This window comes from Photobacterium sp. SP02 (assembly GCF_038519165.1).
Lineage (GTDB): Bacteria > Pseudomonadota > Gammaproteobacteria > Enterobacterales > Vibrionaceae > Photobacterium > Photobacterium halotolerans.
The window spans coordinates 47,669-71,354 of the sequence record NZ_JASJOJ010000023.1 but is presented as its reverse complement, the minus strand read 5'-3'; the positions used below and the strand labels follow the sequence as shown (position 1 = coordinate 71,354).

Sequence of the window (23,686 nt, the reverse complement as noted above, 5' to 3'; positions counted from 1 at the left end):
CTTCGATCAAGAGCTTCTCCGAAGATAACCCCATCAATTACTCTTCGACGGCACAGGCGAAGCCTCCGACATTCCGTTTCCTGGTTCACCTTACGATAAATGAATAGCAAACTCTTCATCATACCCATGATTTGCAGCCTGTTTACAGGCTGTTCAGTCACTTCAGTACCTATTACCTCGATTGGCACGGCAGGCAGTACTTCCGGTTACCATAGTATTAGGGTAATGAATGTAAAAGATACGACAGGTGCAAATGCAGGTTTTGGGTATGGTGCAGTAAGCAGTTACAGTGGAAAAAGTGCAGATATTGGTGCTATCGGTACACCTGAAAAAATCACAGGATTTTGGGCTAAATACAATATAGAAGAAAATAAATTCTTAGCGTTTTACAATATAAATAAACAAATAGACAGTGAGCTTGCAGGGCTGAAAATTAATGCTCTCCGCAAATATGACAAGAGCTTTAAAACCGCAAATACTTCAATGCAATTAATTGTAGACGGCCCGCGCGTTCGCCTTCTTTACACAATGAATTGCTTTTCAAAACTGGATGACTGCACGCCAAGAAAAAACGCTGACCCCAATGGTTGGATTGTTCGCTCTCCGGATGACACCACCGAAGTAGTCGTACTCTTCGACGGCATTGGCGAAGCCTCCGATACTCCGTTTCCTGGCTCACCGTACGATAAATGAATGACAAACGCTTCATCATACCCATTATTTGCAGCCTGTTTTCAGGCTGTTCAAACACCTCAGCACCTATTGCCTCGATTGGAAATGCCGGAAGTACAACTGGTCCGCATATTATTAAACGGATGACTGTGACCGATACAAATGGCGGCCGGACAAATTTTGCTTATGGTGCAGTTAGTAGTTACCAAGGTAAAAGTGCAGACATTGGATCAATTGGTATACCCAACTTCATTCAAGGGTATTGGTCAAAAGGCTGGGATAGCTATGAAAAGTACTACCATATTACGGCATCAATCGACAGTAAACTGGCAGAAAAGAAAATCAGCACATTAAGAGACTATTACAAGAATCACGGGGATTATCTGGCAGCTATGGTACTTACTGTTGATGGCCCGCGTGTTCGTCTCATTTACACATTGAGCTGTTATGCAAAATTTGATGACTGCACCCCCAGAAAGAACGCTGACCCCAATGGTTGGATTGTTCGCTCTCCGGATGACACCACCGAAGTAGTCGTACTCTTCGACGGCATTGGCGAAGCCTCCGATACTCCGTTTCCTGGTTCACCTTACGATAAATGAATAGCAAACTCTTCATCATACCCATGATTTGCTGCCTGTTTACAGGCTGTTCAATCACTTCAGTACCTATTACCTCGATTGGCACGGCAGGCAGTACATCCGGCGATCACAGCATCAAACGGATGTACATCAAAGATACACGTGGTGGGGGAGCCAGTTTTGCTCATGGTGCAGTAAGTAGCTATTCGGGAGCTAGTGCAGATATCGGCAGTATTGGAATTCCTAAATACATTGACGGGTATTGGGCCAAATATCATGCTGACGAAGATGAATTGATTAATTTTTATCGCATCTCTTCACCCGTTGACAGCAATCTGGCCAAGCAAAAAATTGAAACACTGCGTAATTACTACAAAAACCATAAGACATTTAATACAACACTACACTTAATTGTAGACGGCCCTCGCGTTAGACTGTATTACACAATGAATTGCTTTTCTTATCGTATGGACTGCAGCCCGAAAGAAAATGCTGACCCCAATGGCTGGGTTATCCATCAGTCAAATGATGCTACCCAGGTAGTGCTGCTCTTCGACGGCACTGGCGAAGCCTCCGATACTCCGTTTCCTGGTTCGCCATATGACAAATAAAAACACCATTAAACATTCATTCACTAAGCTGTCGCCTATCTGAAAGAGCTGATTACAGTGTTAACCGTTTCATCACGATCTTGTTTTCTTACTTAAAGGTACAAAATGAACTCATCTTTAAAGCCAACCAAAGCGTTCGTGTTCACATCGTGGGCGGCACTCGCGATTGCACTATGTGCCTATGCCGTCGGATTACTGAATGCCGATCTTCAGCTCAATGAAAAAGGCTACTATCTTGTTGTCATGCTCTTTGGCCTGTTCAGCGTGATCACTTTACAAAAGACGGTACGGGATGAAATGGAAGGCATTAAAGTCACCAGCGCATATAAAATGCTGGTGATTGCCTGTGTGGCTATCGCCTGTGTGTTAATGGTCATTGGTCTGTGGAACGCCGATACACTGGCACTGAATGAAAAAGGCTTTTTTGCCATTGCATTTGTGCTCGGGCTGTTCAGCGCAATTGTGACTCAGAAAAATGTCCGTGATCTCTCTTATTTTGAACAAGAAACGCCTCATAACATTGCAAGTTCACCTTCAACGGAAACTGCCGATACTGCATCAGAAAAGCTGTAATAGTCTGTCTCTCAACTCTATCCCTCCCTGTCACGATCACAGGCAGCCCTCATGGCTGCCTGTGTTGTTTGCTGGGTTTAGCTTCGTGACATTTTGGCCACACTCGCTGTATGCTTGCCTGACTCTTACATGTAGATGGATTTTCGTCAGGGACACTTATGGATATTGATGCGCTGCGCAGCTTTCTCGCTTTTATCGATACAGGGAGCTTCACCCGGGCAGCAAAACAGACCTTCAGAACACAGTCTGCTATCAGTATGCAGATGAAAAAACTGGAACAGGAATTAGATAAATGCCTGTTTCAGCGTGAAGGTCGTCAATTGGTGCTGACTCACGAGGGGCAACAATTAGCAAGCTATGCCCGCCGCTTGTTAAGCCTGCATGACGAGGCAGTGTCCAGCCTGAAGTCGAATACTGACACCCAGCCTTTGCTGATCGGTTGCCCGGATGATTATGCTGAAACCTTGCTGCCACACCTTGTCTTCCTGATCCGCGAGCAACTTGGTCCGGTTCAGATACATGTCACCTGTGCGTCCAGCGTGCGTTTAAGGCAACTGATGGATAAAGGCGAATTAGATGCCGCCATGCTGACACGCCACCCGGACTCGGAAGAAGGGCACTTTCTGATGCATGATCAGGGAGTGTGGTACGGCACATCGCAAACCGATTTACTTCATCGTCGTCCACTGCCCATTGCGCTTTTCCAGGCAGATTGTAAATTTCATGCGGCGGCGTTGGATGGTTTGATGAAACAGGAAATCAGCTTTGATCTGATCAGTTGCAGCAGCAGTGCAACAGCACAACGCGGTATGGTGCGGGCCGGACTGGCTATCGGGGCAATGGCACGAAGCAGTATGGCGCCGGATTTACGGGTCCTCAATGCCGATTGGCTGCCATCGCTGCCGAATATTGATATCGTGCTGGCGCTGGCATCCCGGTCACAGTCCCGACTGACGGCCCAGCATGCAAAGTCGATCAGTCATGCATTTCAGCGTAATCCGCCCGTGATTCCATGTGATTCACAGCCGATGGACAAACCTCACGGAATCACAATGATGAAAACTGCAATCAAATGTGAATAGCACTCGCCTGCCGGTTTATTTTGTGGCATTGTCCCGCGACAGAGATCTGCCTACGCACTAATCCGAAGATATTAAAACTATGCCCGATACCCAGCCTAAATGGATGTCACTACTGACTAAAATCACTGTTTACCTGTCGCTGCTGATGCTGGTCATTGGTGGCGGACTCGCCTTGTACGCCATCGTGTACGGCCCCTAGTTTATTGACAATACTTTACGGGCCAGGAATTGACGGGCCAGTGATGGCCCGTATTGCCTGAAGCCTTAGTCAAACAGAAAAACGCTGACTACATTCTCATACCGCCATCCACTTCCAGCACCCGTCCGGTGAAATAGTCATTTTCCAGAATAAATTTCACCGCATGAGCAATTTCTTTGGCCTGACCAACACGCTTTAACGGGATCATTTTCTCAAGCCTGTCTATCGCTTCCTGCGGCATTTGATCAGCCATTGCCGTTCTGACGACTCCCGGCGCGATAGCCGCGGCGCGAATGCCATAACGTCCCAACTCTTTTGCCCAGCAAACAGCCATAGTAGCTACTGCGGCTTTAGAAGCAGCATAGTTGGTCTGACCAAAATTTCCGGCTCTGGCGACACTGGAAATGTTAATAATCACCCCTGGCCGCTGTGTCTGGATCATACGGGCTGCAGCTTCCCGCCCACAGAGAAAAGTCCCTGTACTGTTAACTGTCATCACGGCATTGAACTGCTCAAGGGACATTTTCGTTACTTCGCCCTCTTTCACTTTTACCAGCAAACCGTCACGCAAAATACCGGCATTGTTCACTAAACCATCCAGCTGACCAAAATCATCAATGATCTGATCGAATACCCGCTCGACCTGGTTTTCCTGGGTAACATCCACTTCATAGGTCAACGCTTTGCTGCTTAACATCTGGCATTGAGTTCGCGTCTGCGCGAGACCTTCCTGGTTGAGATCGATCAAAGCCAGGTCAGCACCGGCCTGAGCCAGCGTCACGGCCATCATTTGCCCTAACCCCTGACCAGCACCGGTGATTGCAATCACAGCATTTCGTAGATCCATACTGATCTCCTTGCACTTTAATGTTGTTTGACTTCACCGTGATAAAACTCAAACAGGCTGGAAAAGTCGCGCTGTTCATTGCCGTTCGCATTATGAAACGCATACAGATTGCGAGCCAGTGCTCCCATTGGCACAGACGTCTGACTTTGCAGTGCGGCATCCATGCCTAATCCCAAATCTTTGAGCATCAGTTTACTCATAAACCCAGGCTGATAGCCTTTACTGGCAGGTGCATTGTCCATCACCCCAGGACAAGGGTTGTAAAGCTCCAGTACCCAGTTACGGCCGGAGCTTTGCAGCATGATGTCCGACAACACCTTGGGATCCAGTCCGTTTTCCATACCCAGATTAATCGCTTCACAGGCGCCTGCCATTTGGACGGCCAGCATCAGGTTATTGCAGATTTTCGCCATCTGACCGGCGCCGGCAGGCCCCGCATGGAAGATGTTTTTCCCTACATGCTGCAGAACCGCTTCGGCGCGATGAAAAGCTGAATCCGTTCCACCGACGATGAATGTCAGCGTACCGGCTTCTGCACCGGCAACACCGCCAGAGACGGGAGCATCGACAAACTCCAGCTGATGCTGCTGGGCATGGCTGGCCACTTCTTTTGCCGTTGCGGGATCAATGGTGGAAGAGTCAATCAGAAAAGTGCCGGATGAAACCAGATTGAGCAGGCCGGCTTCTGGCTGTCCTTTTGGCCCCAGGTAGACATCATGGACATGCTGACCTGCCGGCAGCATGGTGATCACGGTATCCGCTCCGGTCACAGCTTCTTTTAAAGAGGACGCCACTCTGGCTCCCTCTTTTTCCAGCTTACGAGCCGCGTCTGTATTGATATCGTAAACATTGACGTGATAACCCGCGCTGAGTAAATTCCTCGCCATCGGGCTGCCCATGTTGCCTAATCCAATAAATGCAATTGCTGCCATAACACACTCCTGTTCAGACTCTGTAATCCCGGGTCTATGCGTAGGGTGCAGGTATTACTCTGCGCCTAAGTCGCGCAGCGGGTGATCATCATCACTCCACATGGGTGCAAAAAGATCATCAATCACGCTGCTATCTACTGCCGACACATTGGGAAAAATCCATTTCGGTTCGCCGCACTTATCAATCAATCGCGCCCGGACGCCTTCCTGAAACTCGCCCAGCATGCCGCAGCGAACAGACAAACCAAGCTCAAGACGGAAACAATCAGCCAGAGAAAGGGCTTTGTAGTCCGTCATTTGCCGATAGCAAATATGCGCCGTTACCGGACTGCCCTGTTTCAGAGTTGATTTCGCGGTTTCCAGCCAGGTACCTAAGCCGTCAATGGCCTGAATTTGCTGACAGATTTCATTCAGATCGCGACCTACGCTGGCAGCCTGAATCTGAGGAAAATACGGGATCATCTGGCTGGGCGGCCATGCTGGTTTCGCGGCTTCCGCTAATTGACTCAAACACGCTGTGACCGCCTGATCTGACTCCCCAGCCTGCTGCCAGTCAATCGCCTGCAAACCGGAAAGCACGGCCTGTTTGTGCTCAGACAATAAAATATAATCCGCCATTTTCAGATCGAGGGCATCGCTGGCATTCACACGTGCCCCCGTCAGCCCCAAAAACAGGCCAATGCCGGGAGGTAACTGATTCAGAAACCAGGTGCCACCAACATCCGGATACAAGCCAATCGTAACTTCCGGCATCGCCAGTAGGCTGGTCGGCGTCACTACCCTGTGGCTCGCCCCCATATACAGGCCGATTCCGCCGCCCATCACAATGCCTTCACCCCATACGATGAGCGGCTTTTTGTACTGATGGATCTGATAATCACAGCGATACTCAACACTGAAATACTCAGTCAGAAAAGCTTCAGGCGATGCGCCGCTCTCGCCGGCCTGCTTGTGGGCATCGGCTTCAATCATGGCATGGTACATGGCGCGCACGTCACCGCCGGCGCAAAAGGCTTTGCTGTGCTCGCTGTGAAGAAAAACACACGCGATATTGCTGTCATTTTCCCAGTCAGCCAGTTGAATGCTTAACTGCTTGAGCATAGGCAGTGTCAGTGCATTCAGCGCAGCGGGGTTTTCCAGCGCCGCGACACCAATGCGGGAGCCGTCTGCACATTCCAGCTCGTTAAATTTGATTGTTCCTGTCATGCTATCTCCATTCATGAATTCTCCATTCATGATCTTTTCATCCTGCGTGTCTGCCAGAACCATTGTGGCGACACGACAACCAGTCTTTCTGTATTATTCGTTTTTCCAGACAGGTACACGTTTCTCCAGAAACGCATTCACCCCTTCTTGTTGATCGGCGGTATCAAACAGGCGGACAAAACGCTCCCTTTCCTGAATCAGCCCCTGATGTAAAGGCGCAAACCTTGCCTGCTGTATCAAGGCTTTACAGGCTGTAACTGCGGTAGGTGACTGGTTAGCCACTTCCGCCGCCAGTTTCATTGCCGTCTCCAGCCCTTGTCCTGACGCCACCACTTCTTCAACCAGACGAATGTCCAGCGCCTGCGAGGCCCCAACCCGCTCACCACACAAAATCATACGTTTTGCCCAGCCTTCACCCACCAGCCAGGCCAGGTTCTGCGTACCACCAGCGCAAGGAAGCAGGCCAACACTGGCTTCAGGTAATGCCATCACCGCATGGGCCTCAGCAATGCGGATGTCACAGGCTAACGCCACTTCAAGGCCACCGCCCATTGCATAACCGTTAATCGCAGCAATCGAGACACCCCGGTAGGACGACAAGGTTTCAAAGGCCTGACCGAAGCAATAGGCCATGTCAGCCGCCACGCCTTTATCGCCGCTGGCAAAGAGTTTGAGATCGGCACCGGCAGAAAAGAATTTCTCACCTTTTCCCGTCAGCACCAAGGCATAAATGGATTTGTCTGCATTGAGTGCTTCGACCAGAGATTTCAGCTGATGAAGACTGTCTGCCGTCCAGGTGTTAGCTGGCGGATTATTCATGGTCAGTACCGCAACATGGCCATCAATCGTCACCTCAATCGGGCCGCCTGTTTGTGTCAGTGGGTGCATCATCCCGCCCTCTTTTTCTTTAATTGCGTACTCTGTAATTGAGTGGTTTGGGTAATTTTTGCCTGTGGACTGAGCGCAACGATTCAAAGCAGTGCAGTATCGTCGTTCAATAACCGGCGCGCGATGATCAAGCGCATGATTTCATTGGTTCCTTCCAGAATCTGGTGTACCCGCACATCGCGAAAATGGCGTTCAATCGGATACTCCTGGATATAGCCATAGCCGCCATAAAGCTGCAGTGCCTGATCACAGACCGCAAAACCCACATCGGTTGCAAAGCGTTTTGCCATGGCGCAATAGGCCGTCGCTTCCGGATCGCCGCGATCCAGCTTGCTGGCGGCATATCGCACCAGTTGACGGGCCGCCACCAGTTCAGTCGCCATATCGGCCAGTTTGAATTGCAGGGCCTGAAAGTGAGCCAGCGGTTTGCCAAACTGTTTGCGCTCTGTCATGTACTGACGGGCCAGATTCAGCGCCTGCTGCGCGGTACCCACGGAGCAGGTTGCTATGTTGATCCGGCCGCCATCCAGGCCTTTCATGGCGAATCTGAATCCCTGGCCTTCTTCACCTAACAGGTAATAGGCCGGAATCCGGACTTTATCGAATGTCACCGCGCGTGTTGGCTGGCTGTGCCAGCCCAGCTTAGGTTCTTTGCGGCCATAACTGATGCCCTCAGCACCGGCCGGCACTATGAACGCCGAGATGCCGTCAGGCCCGGCTTCTCCGGTTCGGGCCATCACAATCAGCAAGTCCGTATCTCCGGCACCGGAAATAAAGGCTTTCGCGCCGGAGATCTCATAATGATCCCCTATACGCACCGCCTTGGTCGTCAGCGATGCCGCATCAGAACCTGCGTTGGCTTCAGTCAGACAATAAGATCCGAGCCATTCACCGCAGCTCAGTTTCGCGCAGCATTCAGTTCTGGCCTGATCGGTCGCGAAACTGGCGACCATCCAGCTCACCATATTGTGTATCGTCATAAACGCTGTGGTTGAGGTGCAGCCCATTGCCAATTGCTCAAAGATGACGGAGGCATCCAGCCGATTCAGCCCCATGCCACCTTGCTCCGGCGGTGTATACAGGCTGAGAAATCCCATTTCACCGGCCTGACGCAACACATCCTTGGGGAAGGTAGAGGTTTCGTCCCAGCTGGCTGCCATAGGTAATAACTGCTCCCTGGCAAACTGACGGGCAGCGTCTTCAAAGGCACGCTGATCTTCATTGAGTTCAAAATCCATCGCTCACTCCGGCACAGGTAGTCATCAATGATCCATATTTATGGTCAGGTTAGGTCCTTTCGGGATGTCGTCATCAAACCACCGCGCTGTCACCGTTTTGGTCTCGGTGTAAAAACGGACGGCCTGCTTGCCATAAGCATGTAAGTCACCATAGAAACTGCCGCGCCAGCCCGTGAATGAAAAGAAAGGCAATGGCACAGGAATCGGCACATTGATACCCACCTGACCGACCTGAATCTCATGCTGAAACTTGCGCGCCGCCGCGCCGTTGGCGGTGAAAATAGACGTCCCGTTTCCGTATGGGTTGTTGTTGATGAGCGCAATGGCGTCTTCAAGCGAACCCGCTTCGACACAGACCAGCACAGGACCAAAAATTTCCTCGCGGTAAATGCTCATCTCCGGGGTGACGCCACTGAATAGCGTCGGCCCGACCCAGTTACCATTCGGGTAATCTTTCACTGTGCATTCAGTACCATCCAGTTCACACACCGCCCCTTGCGCTTTGCCTTCCTGAATCAGTCGCAGTACCCGTGTTTTGGCCTCCGCACTGATCAGTGGGCCGTAAGCAGCATCTTCTTCATCCCAGCCGCCGGGCTTCATGGCTGCCATGGCTTCTTTCAGTTCAGGAATCCAGGCTTTTGCGCCGTCAACAAACACGGCAACCGAAATTGCCATACATCGTTGACCGGCCGCCCCGACGGACGCCCCCACCAGATTGTTGATCACCTGTTCTTTGTTCGCATCAGGCATGACAACCAGATGGTTCTTTGCACCCGCGAACGCCTGAACACGTTTCAGGTTGTGCGTGCCGGTTTGATAGATATAGCGGGCGACCGGCACTGAGCCGACAAAAGACACAGTACGGATATCCGGATGCTCCAGCAGATGATCAACCTGGGCTTTGCGGCCATGTACGACCTGCAGCACACCGGGAGGCGCGCCGGCTTGTTCGAACAATTCAGCCAGCCTGACTGATGTCAGAGGCACCTGATCGGAAGGTTTAAGTATGAAGGTATTACCGGCAGCAATAGCCAACGGAAACATCCACAGCGGGATCATGGCCGGGAAATTGAACGGCGTGATACCGCTGCAAACACCCAGTGGCTGAATCAGCGAGTAAGTGTCGATGTTAGTGGCAACATTTTCAGAGGTTTCACCCATCATCAGGCTGGCGATGTTTGCCGCCTGCTCAACCACTTCAATCCCGCGCCAGACATCCCCTTTGGCGTCGGCCAGAATTTTGCCGGTTTCACTGGAGAGCAAACAGGCCAATTCATCATGGTGTGCTTTGAGCAGTTGCTGGTAACTCAGCATCAGTCTGGCCCGTTCAGGCACGGGCACAGTTTTCCATTTCTCAAAGGTGGCTTTGGCACTGGCGATGGCTTTATCGATCTCGGATGTCAGTGCGCATGGCAGATGGGCGATGACCTCGTTGGTCGCCGGATTGGTCACATCAATCCATTCATCTGACTGCGACTGGCAAAATTTTCCTTCAATAAACAGAGGTACTTTCTCAATCATTTTCACGTCCTCTCACCTGTCTTTCCATTGCTGGCGTAACCGCTGCCAGGCACGAATAATTACTGAGCCGGTAATTCGATAGCGATCGCTGTGGCTTCCCCGCCACCAATACATAACGAGGCAATGCCTTTGCAGACGGCGCCGTCTTCCTGCTGTTGTCGACGAAGGGCATGTATCAGGCTGACGATGATTCGGGCGCCACTGGCCCCTATCGGATGCCCCAGGGCGCAGGCGCCGCCATGAATATTGACCTTGTCGGCATTTAAATGCAGCTCACGCACCGCAATTTGCGTAACGACCGCAAATGCTTCATTGATTTCCCACAAATCCACCTCATCGACCGACCAGCTCACACGATCCAGCAACTGACGGATGGCGTCTACCGGTGCCAGGGTAAATTCAGATGGCAGGCGTGCATGGGTTGTCTGACCGCGAATGATCGCTATGGGCGATAAACCATGATGGCGGGCAGTTTCACTGTCCATCATCAGCAACGCGGCTGCGCCATCGGCAATGGAGCTGGAATTGGCGGCAGTCACTGTACCGTCTTTGGCAAATACCGGCTTAAGCTGCGGGATTTTTGCCGGATCCACTTCATTGGGGTGCTCATCGGTTTTCACCAGATGCTCCCCGCGACGATCAGCCACCACCACCGGGCAGGTTTCCTGATCAAACCAGCCATGCTCTATCGCCAGACGCGCCCGCTCTACTGACATTGCGGCCCAGTCGTCCATGTCTTCGCGGCTGAATTGCATCGCATCGGCAATCTGCTGGGCATACACGCCCATCAGCTCACCTTCGTAAGCATCCTGCAAACCATCCAGAAAAATGTGGTCTTCCGTTGTCTGATGCCCGAGGCGAAAACCGCCCCTGGCCTGCCGCAGAAGATACGGTGCGTTGGTCATGCTTTCCATGCCTCCGGCCACCGCAGTGTGAATACTGCCGGCACGGATCATATCCGCCGCCAGCATCACGGTTTTCATCCCGGATCCGCACACTTTATTTACCGTCACGCAGCCGGTAGAAATGGGTAAACCGGCATTCAGTGCCGCCTGACGGGCCGGCGCCTGACCACAGCCGGCCGGCAGTACGCAGCCCATCAGCACTTCGTCAATGTTCAGACCATCAGGCTGATCAGGGGCTAATTCATCGGCGAAAATACCAATGCTTTCCAGTGCGCCTTTTATCGCATACGCCCCCAGTGTTGTTGCTGACAAAGAAGAAAACTGCCCCTGAAAACTGCCCAAAGGAGTTCGCTTGGCAGACACTATCCAGACTTCCTTTTCCGGTTGCTGAGACTCGCCGCGTTGGGGTGCGGCTGTCTTGGTGGTGGTTTCCATTACCCGGCTCCACTTTTCTTGACGTTTACGTAAGCATAGCACTAACATTTACGTAAACGTTAAGAAACAAAACAACAACAATGTCACTTCTATTTGGTTGATAGGCGTACAGAATTGTTGCCATGATGCCGGCCAGGCCAGCGTTCTGGCACCACTCTGTGACAGTCGGTTTTTCAGTCCCGCTTAATCCGCAACGAGAGGACAGCAGCGTGGTGAACACCTTTAAGATCAGTGAACTTGCCAAAGAGTTTGGTATCACCACCCGCAGCATTCGTTTTTACGAAGATGTGGGGCTGCTCCAGCCAGACAGAGAAGGTGCCATACGCATCTATCAGCGGCGGGACAAAACACGGCTGAAATTAATTTTACGGGGAAAGCGGCTGGGGTTTTCGCTGGCCGAAATCCGCGAGCTGTTTGACCTGTACGATACCAACCAGAGTGATGGCCAATTGCGGCAAATGATCACAATGATCGACGAAAAACAGCACAAACTTCAACGCCAGTTAGACGACATTAAGGTTGTCATGGAAGAACTGAACGCTGCCAAAAGCCGATGTAAGCTGGCACTGAACGGTAAAGCGAAAGAGAAATAACCCGTTGGCGAACCGCCAACTGAGTATCACGACATCTTGTTGAGAATACAGCTGTTTCTCAGGACAGTCCGGTCGCCGGATTAAGGGAGATCCTATGAAAGACCTGTTTACCCCGCTCAACTTTGGCCTCGGCGAAACGCTGGATATGCTACGCGATCACGTCAACCACTTCGCCGCCGATGCCATTGCCCCCATTGCCGGGCAGATTGACAAAGACAACCAGTTTCCCTCTCACTTGTGGGCGGCTCTGGGTGAGATGGGCTTGCTGGGGGTGACTGTCAGTGAAGAATTTGGCGGTGCCGGTATGGGCTATCTGGCGCATGTGGTCGCCATGGAGGAAATCAGCCGGGCTTCGGCCTCGGTCGGGCTCAGTTACGGTGCGCATTCCAACCTGTGTGTGAATCAGATTTTCCGTAATGGCACCCAGGCACAGAAAGAAAAATACCTGCCTGGCCTCATCAGTGGTGAACAAATCGGCGCTCTGGCAATGAGTGAAGCCAACGCGGGCTCTGATGTGGTCAGCATGCAGCTCAGGGCAGACAAGAAAGACGATCGCTACATTCTTAACGGCAACAAAATGTGGATCACCAATGGTCCGGATGCCCATACCTTTGTGGTGTACGCGAAAACCGATCCCCAGGCAGGCTCGAAAGGCATCAGCGCCTTTATCATAGAACGCGATTTTCCCGGCTTCACCCGCGCCCAGAAGCTCGACAAATTAGGCATGCGCGGCTCCAACACCTGCGAACTGGTGTTCACCGACTGCGAAGTACCGGCGGAGAACCTGCTGGGCCAGCACAACAAAGGCGTCGAAGTGCTGATGAGCGGCCTGGACTACGAACGCGTGGTGCTGGCTGCCGGGCCGCTGGGCATTATGCGCGCCTGTCTGGATGTCTGCCTGCCCTATATCCACGACAGAAAACAGTTCGGAAAATCCATCGGGGAATTCCAGCTGGTACAAGCCAAAATCGCGGATATGTACACGCGTATGAACGCAGCCCGGGCCTATGTTTACACTGTGGCCGCGGCCTGTGATCGCGGTGAAACCACACGCCAGGATGCTGCGGGCGTCATTCTTTACTGCGCTGAACTGGCCACTCAGATGGCGCTGGATGCGATACAACTGCTGGGCGGAAACGGCTATATCAATGAATTTCCAACAGGACGTTTGTTGCGGGATGCCAAGCTGTATGAAATTGGGGCGGGGACATCGGAAATTCGTCGCATGCTGATCGGCCGGGAGTTATTTGAGCAAAGCCGTTAAACAGGATTTTAACGACTATCGCAAAAGACAGTCGCCAGTAAACAGTCACCCGAACACAGCTAACAGGGACAAGGCATCATGGCAATCATAGACAGTCATATCCAGACACATGACTCACAGTTCCGGTACAACCAGCAAGCCATGGCTGAGCTGGTCGATGATCTTCACACGCGCCTTGCCCTTCAGTTGCAGGGCGGCGGCCAGCAAGCACAGGACAGACAAAGAAAAAAAGGCAAACTCCCCGTCAGAGAGCGGATCGACATTTTGCTGGATTCAGGCAGCCCCTTTCTTGAAATCGGCCAGTTTGCGGCCTGGGAAGTCTATGATGAAGCCATACCCTGTGCGGGCGTTGTTGCCGGTATTGGCCGCGTGTCTGGCGCAGATGTGATGATCATCGCCAACGATCCGAGCGTCAAAGGGGGCACTTATTACCCGCTGACCGTGAAAAAGCATTTGCGGGCACAGGAAATTGCCGAACGCTGTCACCTGCCCTGCCTGTACCTGGTCGATTCCGGCGGCGCCAACCTGCCCCATCAGGCTGAAGTCTTTCCGGACAAAGATCACTTCGGGCGGATCTTCTTTAATCAGGCCAGAATGTCGGCCAAAGGGATCCCGCAGATTGCCATCGTCCTTGGCTTGTGTACGGCAGGCGGTGCTTATGTGCCTGCCATGGCCGATGTCGCCATTATGGTGAAAAATCAGGGCACCATTTTTCTGGCAGGTCCGCCATTGGTAAAAGCAGCCACCGGTGAAGATGTCAGCGCGGAAGAACTGGGTGGTGCCGATGTGCACTGTAAAACATCCGGCGTTGCTGATTATTATGCCGATGATGAGCGCCATGCCCTGGCATTAGCCCGACAGGCGGTCGCCAGCTGTCACCGCCCTGTTTCAGTGGCTGAGCAACCAACCTCTGTTCTGCCCCCCCGATACCCTGCCAGCGAGCTCTACGGCATTGTCGGCACCGATCTGCGCAAACAAATTGATGTCCGTGAAGTCATCGCCCGGCTGGTCGATGGGTCAGATTTTGATGAATTCAAAGCCCTGTACGGCGAAACACTGGTCTGCGGTTTTGCGCGTTTACACGGATATCCCATTGGTATTGTTGCCAACAACGGCATTCTGTTTTCTGAATCCGCGCAAAAAGGGGCGCACTTCATTCAGCTATGCAGCCAGCGCAACATCCCGCTGTTATTTCTGCAAAACATCACTGGATTTATGGTCGGAAAAAAATATGAAGCGGAAGGTATCGCCAAGCATGGCGCCAAGATGGTGATGGCGGTGGCCTGTGCCAATGTGCCGAAATTCACTGTCATCATCGGCGGCTCTTATGGCGCAGGTAACTATGGCATGTGCGGCCGTGCTTATGATCCCACTATGATTTGGATGTGGCCAAACGCCCGGATATCTGTGATGGGCGGTGATCAGGCAGCCGGTGTGCTGGCTCAGGTCACACGGGACAGCAAACAGCGTAATGGCGAGACATGGTCGGCTGAAGAGGAAGAAGCCTTCAAAGCCCCGATTAAAGCACGGTATGAAAAAGAAGGATCACCGTATTTTGCCAGTGCCCGCCTGTGGGATGACGGCATCATAGATCCCGTGCAAACCCGGGACGTTCTCGGTATGGCGTTGCAAGCGGCAGCCAATGCGCCTGTTGAAAGCACGCAATTTGGCATATTCCGAATGTAACAGCCGACGACTGTGAGGATGGACCATGACCTCTAAGATTACCCCTGTATTTCAATACAGCGATACCGCAGAAATTCTCCATGCGACCGCCAGTGACCCTGTGCTCTGTACTATCAGCCGTCAGGGGATTGCCACACTCACACTGAATCGCCCGGATAAAGCGAACGCCTTTGATGATCAGCTGATTGCGGCAATCCGGCATTATCTGCAGCAATTGGCGAGTCATTCCGAGGTCTCCGTGCTGGTGTTGCGCGCAGCGGGAAAACATTTCTCGGCCGGTGCTGATTTGCGCTGGATGAAAGCCATGGCCCGGAAAAAGCGCCATGACAATCTGAACGACGCGCAGGCACTGGCCTTTTTGATGAATGAGCTGGATACCTTTCCCCATCCGACTATTGCTCTGGTGCAGGGCTCAGCGTTTGGCGGCGCTCTGGGCCTGATCTGCTGTTGCGACATTGCCCTGGGCAGTCAGGATGCGCGCTTTTCTCTCAGCGAAGTGAAACTCGGACTCATCCCGGCAACCATTGGCCCCTATGTCTGCCGCACCATAGGACAACGGCAGGCCAGACGCTTGATGCTGACCGCTGAAACCATTAATGCTGACACGGCGCATCAGCTTGGCATACTTCATGAGCTCAGTCGTAATGTCAGTGCCAATGACAGTGGTGCAAGCACGGATAACTCTACCGGCTCTGGAACCTTGGAAAACCTGCTGCAGCTGACCCTCGACCGCTTGCTGGCGAACAGTCCGGCGGCGATGACTCAGGTCAAAACCCTGTGCAAGCTTTGCGAACAGCGGCCAATTGATGCAGCCCTTATCCGGCAAACCAGCGAAATGATCGCCGATATTCGCGTTTCCCCTCAGGGGCAGGAAGGACTGAACGCTTTTTTTGATAAACGTCGCCCTGCCTGGGTGACAGACAACACCTCAGGGCAAGGAGAGCACAATGAGTAAACCAGGCGATTTGCTGCACCCCGTTTCTGAGCATCCGGCTCTGCACGCCCAGCACACAGAGATAAGCGAAATGGACAGCGCGCAGACCCCCATTCGTCGCTTGCTGATTGCCAATCGGGGCGAAATTGCCTGTCGGGTAATTCACTCCGCCAAGTTAATGGGGATAACCACTATCGCGGTATATTCTGATGCCGATCGCCATGCCAAACATGTCAGTATGGCGGACGAAGCGATGTATCTCGGCCCATCCCCTGCTCTGGATTCCTATCTCGCCATAGAGAAACTGATCAAAACCGCTTCAGCCAGTCAGGCTGACGCTGTTCATCCTGGCTACGGCTTTCTCTCGGAAAACGTGGCGTTTGCCAAAGCCTGTCAGCAGCATGGCATTATCTTTGTCGGGCCCGGCCCGGATGCCATGGCGGCGATGAGCTCTAAATCAGATGCCAAAGCCATCATGGAAACAGCTGGCGTTCCCCTGTTACCCGGATACCATGGCGACGACGACAGCCTTGAAAATTTAACCACCGAGGCAGCACGAATTGGCTTTCCTGTCATCCTCAAACCGGCGCTGGGCGGTGGTGGTAAAGGGATGAAAATCGTGCGCCAGCAGAGCGATCTCGCCGAGGCTGTGCTGTCGGCGAAACGGGAGGCTAAATCCGCTTTTGGCGATGACAGCTTGCTGTTAGAAAAATACCTGACCGAGCCCCGTCATATCGAAGTCCAGATTTTTGCCGATCAGCACGGCCACTGTGTTTATCTCTCAGACCGTGACTGCTCTGTCCAGCGACGCCACCAGAAAATTATTGAGGAAGCCCCAGCGCCCGGCCTCAGCGACTCACTGCGCCAGCAGATGGGCGAAGCAGCAGTTCAGGCCGCACAGGCCATCGACTATGTCGGTGCCGGTACTGTCGAGTTTCTGTATGACGCCCGACAACAAACCTATTTCTTCATGGAAATGAACACCCGATTACAGGTTGAGCATCCGGTTACTGAGATGATCACAGGACAGGATCTGGTGCAATGGCAGATCCGGGTAGCCGAAGGCAGGCCTTTGCCGCTGACCCAGTCTGAGATCCATCATCAGGGACATGCCGTGGAAGCCAGGCTGTATGCTGAAGACACACAGCAAGACTTTCTGCCGGCCTCCGGTCTGGTTCACTTTCTCAACGAGCCGGATTCAGGCGCGTTTTCTGTCGGTAAAGCGCAAGCGATCCGCTCACGTATCGACAGTGGCATCGCGCAAGGTGACACCGTCACTACCTATTACGATCCTATGCTGGCAAAAGTCATCGCCTGGGGTGAAGACAGAGCGTCTGCTATCCATCAGTTACAGTCTGTCTTGTCTCAGTACCAGATTGGCGGTGTTGCCACCAATATCCAATATCTGCAGCGGATTCTGGCCCACCCCTCTTTCACTCAGGGCCAACTGACCACACATTTCATCGAGCATTATCAGGATTCCCTGCAGACAGCGGCTGCCAACGTTATCAGTGTACAAACACCGGACGGCGCTGAATATCAGTTACCCCGGAATCTGGTGCTCAGTGCCGCCAGTCTGTGCGTGATTCAGAACGATACGGACCACCAGTCCGGCTGGCGGCTGAACCAAGCGGCACAACAGCTGATCACTTTGTATGATGCAGAAATGGCGGCCAACACTTTCAGCTTCGTCACAGACAAAGACGATCACCATCATGTATTACTTAGCCGCTGTTCAGTGGCCCGTACGCGGCATACTGACAGTGAAGAACTGGTGTTATCCCCGCTGTCCCTGCGCTTGCTGTCGACAAGATCCGTTCAGCATGTCACAGACGTCACGCTTGAGATCGATGAAAAGCGCGAACATGTCCGTCTGGTATTCGATAGTGCTGCACAGACTGTATTGACCTTCACCGGACAGGAACAGTACGCTTATCAGCTTCGGCCGACCTTTGGCCCGCATGAGTCCGGCGCTAAAGACAGTCCGACGGCGCCGTTAAATGGCATAGTGGTTGACGTGCTTTGCCAGCCGGGAGACAAGGTAAACAAAGATCAGGGACTGATTGTGATTGAAGCCATGAAGATGGAATACACAGTGCGCGCCCCCCATCAGGGCCAGGTGTTATCCGTATTGGCGGACACAGGCGATCAGGTACAGCATGGTCAGGAGCTGGTTCAGCTCAGCCCGGCCACCGATTCAGCCGATTGAAACCAGAGTATGTAAATAATGACAGCTTTTTTTCCTGCCACCAGCGATCTGCCGAGTCGGGTAAAAATCGTCGAGGTCGGCCCGCGAGACGGTCTTCAGAATGAAGCCAATGTCAGCCTCAGCGATAAAATTCAGCTCATTGATATGCTGTCAGCAACAGGACTGACGCACATTGAGTCCGGCTCTTTCGTCTCGCCGAAATGGGTGCCGCAAATGGCCGACTCAAGCGAGGTGTTCCAGCGCATTCACAGAGCGCCGGGGATTGTTTATTCCGCCCTGACCCCCAATGCCAAAGGTGTTGATCTTGCCATTGCGGCCGGCGCTGACGAAATTGCCATTTTCGCCTCAGCATCCGAAGGCTTCAGCCAGAAAAACATCAATTGCAGTATTGCCCAAAGCCTGGTTCGGTTCGAGCCTGTGTTACTGAAAGCCAGAGAGCATCAACTCCGTGTTCGCGGTTATCTTTCCTGCGTCACCGATTGTCCTTACGACGGACAGACAACGCCGGATCAAGTCGCCAGTGTCGCCAGGCTGCTGTACCAGATGGGCTGTTATGAAGTATCACTGGGCGATACGGTCGGCAAAGCCACGCCGCTGCGCTTTGCACGTATGCTGGACGCCTGCCTGTCCCATATCCCTGCCGATGCACTGGCAGTGCATTGTCATAACACCTGGGGACAGGCACTGGCGAATATTTATCAGGCGCTTTTGATGGGGATCAGCACTGTGGATGCCAGTGTCGCCGGTCTCGGCGGTTGCCCGTATGCACCGGGAGCAAGCGGTAATGTGGCCACCGAGGATGTGGTTTACCTTTGTGAGCAATCCGGTATATCGACAGGGGTCGATCTTATGAAGCTGGCTCAGGCGGGTGATTTCATTTGCAAGCAGTTGGGCAAACCCCCTGCTTCAAATACAGCATTGGCACTTTTAGCAGGCAAGTCGGATATCAATCACTGATAAATTGTAAAAAGCATGGCCAACCCGATTGCTGGCCATGCTTTCTACTCCGGTGAATACCTCAGTCAGAACGTAAAAATCGCTGTTCTGCTTCCAGCTCATTCACCACTCGCCATACCTTCTGCTCACGTCGTTGCTTGGTATCAGATGACATGTTCAACCCGGCGCCTTTCAGCGAATCATCAGGCCCGACATACTGATCAATATGTTCATTAAACATGGTCCGAAACTCTTCCATCGTCGGCATGCAATAATGTTCTTTTTCGTAGACTTCGAAAATATGTTCTACTTTTAGTGAGATATCACGTTTGATTCCATCAAAATCTGACATATCCATCTTACACCTCACCACAATAACCCATACAGGCTTGTATAGATTTTCTAATCCAGATTAGTGTAGCCCAGTTCTGTGACAATAAAGTTGCCGTTTCAAGGGCAAAATATTCGCAAATCATTCCTATTTGCGATAACTCACCGCAGCAAAAGCGTTTTCCTCCCATCCTGATTACATGCCCATTTTTCAATTTCATTTGTTGCTTACAAAACTTAGATCATCTTCGAATTTTTAATTCTCAATATTAAATGGCTTCACCCTATCCCTGATGGCTATACTCAATTGGCTTGAGTTTCAATTTGTTAGCATTCGGTTTCGAGGGCTTACATGAGATGTCTGCTACTTTTCACAACCCTACTGATACCTGCCATCTGGCTTGCATTGCCTGTGGTGTGTCTGGCCGATGACCCGCCAGAGACAGATCCCCGGCTGCTTAACGAAGACGGTCCGGAAGACATTATTTTTTCTGGCTGGCTGGAAGAAACCCAAACATCGCTGTCAGATACCATTATCGACATGAGCTCAAATATTGACCATTTTCTTAGTCTGGAAGACGATGAAGAGCCTATGGTCAATGAAAGCTACCTGCGGATTCGCATTCAGCCCAACTATTCACACAGGGAATACTTTGAATTTGATTCGAGCGTATCGCTGCGAATGGATCTTCCTCACACCGAAAAAAACTGGAAACTGATCTTTGAAACTGACCCTGAAGACTTCGAAAGCCTGGAAGACAAAGAACGCGGACTGGTGGAAACAACCCGAACCGGCAATCGGGGCGCCATTGGCGGCGTGCGGCTTGAAAGCCGTCAGGTTGGCGAGTGGTATGCCGATTTTGATCTCGGCCTTAAATTACGTTTGCCGTTAGATCCTTTTACCCGGGCACACTTCCGGCGCGTGGACAAACTGGGCGAAGGCTGGACAGCCTTACTGCAACAGGAAGTTTTCTATTACCACAGCCGAGGTCCCGGCAGCGTCACATCAGCTGACTTCTTTTACGCTGTCGATCCCACAGAGCTGACCATTCTCAGAGCCGGCACCAGCGCACAATTTCTGGATGATGACAACAACTGGCAGTTCGTTAATTTGGCCGAGATTTATGACAGAGTCAGCAGCCGTAATCTGTTCACTTACACCATAGGCGTGAGTGCCAACAGCCGGCCTGATCTGGCGGTTGAAAATGCCTGGCTCGCTTTCAGCTGGCAGCGGCGGCTGCATAAAAACTGGCTGTATATGAAATTAACGCCAACAATCAACTTCCAGGAAGAGTTCGACTATAAAGCCAATCCTGGCCTGCTGGCCGAAATAGAACTGTATTTCACCAAAAACCGGCAATTTAACCAGCTCTACCGCAGCATTCCGCGGCCATGATGTTACGACAGGGTAAACCACACAAAGCCAGTGTGTAACAAATCAGTACCAGAACGAATAGTTAAGGCGAAGCACAGTCTGGGTTGGTACAATAGCGGCCATTATGCCTATAAGCACGGTTCGACGTTTATCATGAACACAGCTAACTTTAATGGCAGATCGTGCTAACCCCCTATTTCTTCGTGGTTAGCCATATTAACCACCTATTACAGGACACATACCTTGAGCCATGCCGACATTGCTTCGACACCGTCGAACGATAACCCGTTGCTTTTTTCAGCACTGTCATTAAAGCCTGAACTGTTGGAAAACCTCGCGACTATAGGTTTTACTTCTATGACCCCGATTCAGGCACAAAGCCTGCCGTCAATCCTGAACGGTAGCGATGTTATCGGCCAGGGTAAAACCGGTTCAGGTAAGACCGCCGCTTTTGGATTAGGTCTGCTGAACAAACTGGATGTAAAACGTTTTCGAGTGCAGTCGCTGGTACTGTGCCCTACCCGCGAACTGGCCGATCAGGTCGCGCAGGATATCCGTACTCTGGCTCGCGGTATTCATAATATCAAGGTGCTGACATTGTGTGGCGGTGTGCCTATGGGCCGTCAAATCGGCTCTCTGGAACACGGTGCCCATATTATCGTCGGTACGCCTGGCCGGGTGCTCGATCACTTAGAGCGTGGCCGCTTAAGCCTGAGCAATCTGAATATGCTGGTGCTTGATGAAGCCGATCGCATGCTGGAAATGGGATTCCAGCCCGCGCTGGATGCCATCATTGAACAAGCGCCGCCACAACGACAAACTCTGCTGTTCAGCGCAACGTTTCCCAAACAGATCCAGTCTGTCGCGGAACAAATCCTTCACAAACCTGTGATGGTGAAAGTCGCCTCTACGCATGAAAAAAGCACCATTGCCCAGTCGTTTTACCGTCTGGAAGACAACAAAGAGCGCATGCAGGCGTTGCGTCTGTTGCTGCTGGACAAACAACCGGAAAGCGCCGTGGTGTTCTGTAATACCAAGCGCGAAACACAGCAAGTTGCAGATGAACTGGCCGATTCGGGATTCAGCGTGTTAGCGCTGCACGGCGATCTGGAACAAAGAGACAGAGATCAGACGCTGCTGCAATTTGCCAATAAGAGTGCCTGTATTTTGGTTGCCACAGACGTTGCCGCCCGCGGACTGGATATCGATGCCCTGGACGCCGTCTTTAACTACCACATGGCCCACGATACCGAAGTGTATATTCACCGTATCGGCCGAACAGGCCGTGCTGGCAGCCAGGGTAACGCGTACACCTTCTATGGCGAAAAAGATGGCTACAAGATGGCGTTGCTTGCTGATCATTTTGAGCGCGAGATCACCAGCGATCCCTTGCCGCCAACGACGTTACTGAATAATACGCCAGCGGCGCCTGCCATGGTCACTCTCCAGATTGATGGCGGCAAGAAGCAAAAATTGCGCCCTGGTGACATTCTGGGCGCACTCACAGGCAATAACGGTATTGAAGGTAAACAAGTCGGAAAAATCCACATCACCGACTTGCGCGCTTATGTTGCCGTTGACAGAAAAGTCATGAAAAAAGCGCTCGCTAAAATCACCAGCGATAAAATCAAAAGCCGCTCTTACCGGGCCAGAGCTTTACGCTGATTGTTGACGCTAAACGGCTGACTGTGAGCTGCTGACTCAGCCGTCAGGCCATAAAGCATGAAAAACGGACCGTCATTCGCTTTGACGGTCCGTTTTTTTCAGGACATATTACCGGTGGACGGCTAGTGCCCGGTAACGAAAGCAAGCACAGGTCCTGTACCTGTTTCGTAAATCAGTTTAACCGTCATCAATAAAGTGACAGTGATAAATATCGGCCGCACGACTCTGTCGCCATTGCGAATCACCACTTTGCTGCCCAGCACAGCCCCCAGCACTTGGGCGACGCCCATGACCAGTCCGATCTGATAATTCACGCTGCTGATAGAGATGAAGAAAATCAGCGACACCAGATTACCCATCAGATTTAACGGTTTAGTGGCAATACTGGCCTGCTTAATCGTGTAACCCAGCAAGATCGCAAACGCGATCATCCAGATCGCCCCTGTGCCCGGCCCGAAGAAACCATTATAAAAACCAATGATCAGTCCCATAGACAGCATGAAAGTTCGGGAAGACACCTTCGCCTGCTCAGCGACCACATTCTTCAGGCGTTTAGACAAAATGGAATAAACAGTAATAGCAACCATCAAAATGGGCAGCAGCGCCCTCAGAATATCAGCCGGGAACAAGCTGACGGCAAAAGAACCCGCCGTTGCTCCTATTGCCGTCGCTATCATGCCAAGAAGCAGTCCGGAAAGGTTCACTTCTCTGTGCCACAAATAGGTCACAAAAGACGTCAGCTCACCAATTACAGCCTGTAAGCGGTTAGTACCGAGAGCCGTCAGCGGCGGCACACCGGCCAGCAAGAGACTCGGAACCGTAATTAAACCGCCACCACCTGCAATAGCATCGACAATACCGGCAATAAATGCCGCACAGAACAGCATGATTAATACACTGTCTGAGGGAACAAAGGCTATGGATTCCAACATATTTTTTCCTTTCTTTTTTCAACTACTTTATTCATCAACCACATGTACAGCGCTGCAACAAATTGTCGGGCG

23 protein-coding genes are annotated in these 23,686 nt (G+C 51.9%); 14 read left to right on the top strand and 9 right to left on the bottom strand.

Annotated elements, in window-relative coordinates; translation table 11 throughout:
• Window positions 1-225 precede the first annotated feature (225 nt).
• From P0Y67_RS11975 to P0Y67_RS11950, 6 genes are all read left to right on the top strand, one after another.
• Window positions 226-693, top strand: a complete 468-nt coding sequence (locus P0Y67_RS11975) for a hypothetical protein (RefSeq protein ID WP_342392033.1) — start codon at window positions 226-228, stop codon at window positions 691-693.
• Window positions 690-1,274 (top strand): hypothetical protein, encoded by a 585-nt coding sequence (locus P0Y67_RS11970; RefSeq protein ID WP_342392032.1) that lies wholly within the window; start codon window positions 690-692, stop codon window positions 1,272-1,274. Before P0Y67_RS11975 ends, P0Y67_RS11970 begins: the two co-directional genes overlap by 4 nt.
• Window positions 1,271-1,864: a hypothetical protein gene (locus P0Y67_RS11965; protein WP_342392031.1), complete on the top strand. Its 594-nt coding sequence runs from the start codon at window positions 1,271-1,273 to the stop codon at window positions 1,862-1,864. The genes P0Y67_RS11970 and P0Y67_RS11965 overlap by 4 nt, the downstream gene beginning before the upstream one ends.
• A 105-nt stretch (window positions 1,865-1,969) precedes the next feature.
• Window positions 1,970-2,437, top strand: a complete 468-nt coding sequence (gene yiaA / locus P0Y67_RS11960; RefSeq protein WP_342392030.1) for an inner membrane protein YiaA — start codon at window positions 1,970-1,972, stop codon at window positions 2,435-2,437.
• A gap of 158 nt (window positions 2,438-2,595) precedes the next feature.
• Window positions 2,596-3,519: a LysR family transcriptional regulator gene (locus tag P0Y67_RS11955; RefSeq protein WP_342392029.1), complete on the top strand. Its 924-nt coding sequence runs from the start codon at window positions 2,596-2,598 to the stop codon at window positions 3,517-3,519.
• Between the two features lie 79 nt (window positions 3,520-3,598).
• A complete protein-coding gene (locus tag P0Y67_RS11950; protein WP_225444986.1) occupies window positions 3,599-3,718 on the top strand; it encodes a 3-ketoacyl-ACP reductase in 120 nt (39 codons plus the stop codon).
• 88 nt (window positions 3,719-3,806) lie between these two features.
• Here P0Y67_RS11950 and P0Y67_RS11945 read toward each other — a convergent pair whose 3' ends face one another.
• From P0Y67_RS11945 to P0Y67_RS11915, 7 genes are all read right to left on the bottom strand, one after another.
• Complete coding sequence (locus tag P0Y67_RS11945; RefSeq protein ID WP_161459818.1) at window positions 3,807-4,565, bottom strand: SDR family oxidoreductase; 759 nt, start codon at window positions 4,563-4,565, stop codon at window positions 3,807-3,809.
• A 17-nt stretch (window positions 4,566-4,582) separates the two neighbouring features.
• Complete coding sequence (gene mmsB / locus P0Y67_RS11940; RefSeq protein WP_342392028.1) at window positions 4,583-5,497, bottom strand: 3-hydroxyisobutyrate dehydrogenase; 915 nt, start codon at window positions 5,495-5,497, stop codon at window positions 4,583-4,585.
• Between the two features lie 54 nt (window positions 5,498-5,551).
• Entirely contained in the window at window positions 5,552-6,703 is a 1,152-nt protein-coding gene (locus P0Y67_RS11935) for an enoyl-CoA hydratase/isomerase family protein (protein ID WP_342392027.1), read from the bottom strand.
• A 93-nt stretch (window positions 6,704-6,796) separates the two neighbouring features.
• Window positions 6,797-7,591 (bottom strand): enoyl-CoA hydratase, encoded by a 795-nt coding sequence (locus tag P0Y67_RS11930; RefSeq protein WP_342392039.1) that lies wholly within the window; start codon window positions 7,589-7,591, stop codon window positions 6,797-6,799.
• A gap of 83 nt (window positions 7,592-7,674) precedes the next feature.
• Complete coding sequence (locus P0Y67_RS11925) at window positions 7,675-8,829, bottom strand: acyl-CoA dehydrogenase family protein (RefSeq protein WP_342392026.1); 1,155 nt, start codon at window positions 8,827-8,829, stop codon at window positions 7,675-7,677.
• A 24-nt stretch (window positions 8,830-8,853) separates the two neighbouring features.
• A complete protein-coding gene (locus tag P0Y67_RS11920; RefSeq protein ID WP_342392025.1) occupies window positions 8,854-10,350 on the bottom strand; it encodes a CoA-acylating methylmalonate-semialdehyde dehydrogenase in 1,497 nt (498 codons plus the stop codon).
• Between the two features lie 59 nt (window positions 10,351-10,409).
• The gene (locus tag P0Y67_RS11915; protein ID WP_342392024.1) at window positions 10,410-11,690 is read right to left on the bottom strand and encodes a thiolase family protein; all 1,281 of its coding nucleotides are present in this window, start codon (window positions 11,688-11,690) and stop codon (window positions 10,410-10,412) included.
• A 212-nt stretch (window positions 11,691-11,902) separates the two neighbouring features.
• On the opposite strand from P0Y67_RS11915, the gene P0Y67_RS11910 reads away from it, so the two are divergent.
• The 6 genes from P0Y67_RS11910 to P0Y67_RS11885 all read left to right on the top strand — a co-directional run bounded on the left by P0Y67_RS11910 (window position 11,903) and on the right by P0Y67_RS11885 (window position 19,333).
• Window positions 11,903-12,283: a MerR family transcriptional regulator gene (locus P0Y67_RS11910; protein ID WP_342392038.1), complete on the top strand. Its 381-nt coding sequence runs from the start codon at window positions 11,903-11,905 to the stop codon at window positions 12,281-12,283.
• 94 nt (window positions 12,284-12,377) lie between these two features.
• Window positions 12,378-13,547, top strand: coding sequence for an isovaleryl-CoA dehydrogenase (locus P0Y67_RS11905; protein ID WP_342392023.1), 1,170 nt, complete (start codon window positions 12,378-12,380; stop codon window positions 13,545-13,547).
• A gap of 78 nt (window positions 13,548-13,625) precedes the next feature.
• Window positions 13,626-15,233 (top strand): carboxyl transferase domain-containing protein, encoded by a 1,608-nt coding sequence (locus P0Y67_RS11900; protein ID WP_342392022.1) that lies wholly within the window; start codon window positions 13,626-13,628, stop codon window positions 15,231-15,233.
• A gap of 25 nt (window positions 15,234-15,258) precedes the next feature.
• The gene (locus tag P0Y67_RS11895; RefSeq protein WP_342392021.1) at window positions 15,259-16,188 is read left to right on the top strand and encodes an enoyl-CoA hydratase-related protein; all 930 of its coding nucleotides are present in this window, start codon (window positions 15,259-15,261) and stop codon (window positions 16,186-16,188) included.
• Entirely contained in the window at window positions 16,181-18,376 is a 2,196-nt protein-coding gene (locus P0Y67_RS11890; RefSeq protein WP_342392020.1) for an acetyl/propionyl/methylcrotonyl-CoA carboxylase subunit alpha, read from the top strand. Before P0Y67_RS11895 ends, P0Y67_RS11890 begins: the two co-directional genes overlap by 8 nt.
• Before the next feature lie 18 nt (window positions 18,377-18,394).
• A complete protein-coding gene (locus tag P0Y67_RS11885; RefSeq protein WP_342392019.1) occupies window positions 18,395-19,333 on the top strand; it encodes a hydroxymethylglutaryl-CoA lyase in 939 nt (312 codons plus the stop codon).
• 61 nt (window positions 19,334-19,394) lie between these two features.
• Here P0Y67_RS11885 and P0Y67_RS11880 read toward each other — a convergent pair whose 3' ends face one another.
• Entirely contained in the window at window positions 19,395-19,670 is a 276-nt protein-coding gene (locus P0Y67_RS11880) for a hypothetical protein (protein ID WP_218385818.1), read from the bottom strand.
• A 324-nt stretch (window positions 19,671-19,994) separates the two neighbouring features.
• Between P0Y67_RS11880 and P0Y67_RS11875 the strand changes: the two genes are divergently transcribed.
• On the top strand, window positions 19,995-21,038 hold the full coding sequence (locus P0Y67_RS11875) for a hypothetical protein (RefSeq protein WP_342392018.1): 1,044 nt from the start codon (window positions 19,995-19,997) through the stop codon (window positions 21,036-21,038).
• Window positions 21,039-21,305: 267 nt separating this feature from the next.
• Entirely contained in the window at window positions 21,306-22,682 is a 1,377-nt protein-coding gene (dbpA, locus tag P0Y67_RS11870) for an ATP-dependent RNA helicase DbpA (RefSeq protein WP_342392037.1), read from the top strand.
• 122 nt (window positions 22,683-22,804) lie between these two features.
• On the opposite strand, the gene P0Y67_RS11865 is transcribed toward dbpA, so the two are convergent.
• Window positions 22,805-23,614 carry a TSUP family transporter gene (locus tag P0Y67_RS11865; RefSeq protein ID WP_342392017.1) on the bottom strand — a complete coding sequence of 270 codons (810 nt, stop codon included), beginning with the start codon at window positions 23,612-23,614 and terminating at the stop codon, window positions 22,805-22,807.
• Window positions 23,615-23,686: the final 72 nt, after the last annotated feature.

Coding starts and splice junctions, on each gene's coding strand:
- yiaA (WP_342392030.1), top strand. CDS start 1,970: ATGAACTCATCTTTAAAGCCAACCAAAGCGTTCGTGTTCACATCGTGG.
- P0Y67_RS11880 (WP_218385818.1), bottom strand. CDS start 19,670: ATGGATATGTCAGATTTTGATGGAATCAAACGTGATATCTCACTAAAA.
- P0Y67_RS11955 (WP_342392029.1), top strand. CDS start 2,596: ATGGATATTGATGCGCTGCGCAGCTTTCTCGCTTTTATCGATACAGGG.
- P0Y67_RS11935 (WP_342392027.1), bottom strand. CDS start 6,703: ATGACAGGAACAATCAAATTTAACGAGCTGGAATGTGCAGACGGCTCC.
- P0Y67_RS11925 (WP_342392026.1), bottom strand. CDS start 8,829: ATGGATTTTGAACTCAATGAAGATCAGCGTGCCTTTGAAGACGCTGCC.
- P0Y67_RS11965 (WP_342392031.1), top strand. CDS start 1,271: ATGAATAGCAAACTCTTCATCATACCCATGATTTGCTGCCTGTTTACA.
- P0Y67_RS11945 (WP_161459818.1), bottom strand. CDS start 4,565: ATGGATCTACGAAATGCTGTGATTGCAATCACCGGTGCTGGTCAGGGG.
- P0Y67_RS11915 (WP_342392024.1), bottom strand. CDS start 11,690: ATGGAAACCACCACCAAGACAGCCGCACCCCAACGCGGCGAGTCTCAG.
- P0Y67_RS11905 (WP_342392023.1), top strand. CDS start 12,378: ATGAAAGACCTGTTTACCCCGCTCAACTTTGGCCTCGGCGAAACGCTG.
- P0Y67_RS11900 (WP_342392022.1), top strand. CDS start 13,626: ATGGCAATCATAGACAGTCATATCCAGACACATGACTCACAGTTCCGG.
- P0Y67_RS11885 (WP_342392019.1), top strand. CDS start 18,395: ATGACAGCTTTTTTTCCTGCCACCAGCGATCTGCCGAGTCGGGTAAAA.
- P0Y67_RS11895 (WP_342392021.1), top strand. CDS start 15,259: ATGACCTCTAAGATTACCCCTGTATTTCAATACAGCGATACCGCAGAA.
- P0Y67_RS11930 (WP_342392039.1), bottom strand. CDS start 7,591: ATGCACCCACTGACACAAACAGGCGGCCCGATTGAGGTGACGATTGAT.
- P0Y67_RS11950 (WP_225444986.1), top strand. CDS start 3,599: ATGCCCGATACCCAGCCTAAATGGATGTCACTACTGACTAAAATCACT.
- P0Y67_RS11975 (WP_342392033.1), top strand. CDS start 226: ATGAATGTAAAAGATACGACAGGTGCAAATGCAGGTTTTGGGTATGGT.
- P0Y67_RS11920 (WP_342392025.1), bottom strand. CDS start 10,350: ATGATTGAGAAAGTACCTCTGTTTATTGAAGGAAAATTTTGCCAGTCG.
- P0Y67_RS11970 (WP_342392032.1), top strand. CDS start 690: ATGAATGACAAACGCTTCATCATACCCATTATTTGCAGCCTGTTTTCA.
- P0Y67_RS11865 (WP_342392017.1), bottom strand. CDS start 23,614: ATGTTGGAATCCATAGCCTTTGTTCCCTCAGACAGTGTATTAATCATG.
- P0Y67_RS11875 (WP_342392018.1), top strand. CDS start 19,995: ATGAGATGTCTGCTACTTTTCACAACCCTACTGATACCTGCCATCTGG.
- P0Y67_RS11890 (WP_342392020.1), top strand. CDS start 16,181: ATGAGTAAACCAGGCGATTTGCTGCACCCCGTTTCTGAGCATCCGGCT.
- mmsB (WP_342392028.1), bottom strand. CDS start 5,497: ATGGCAGCAATTGCATTTATTGGATTAGGCAACATGGGCAGCCCGATG.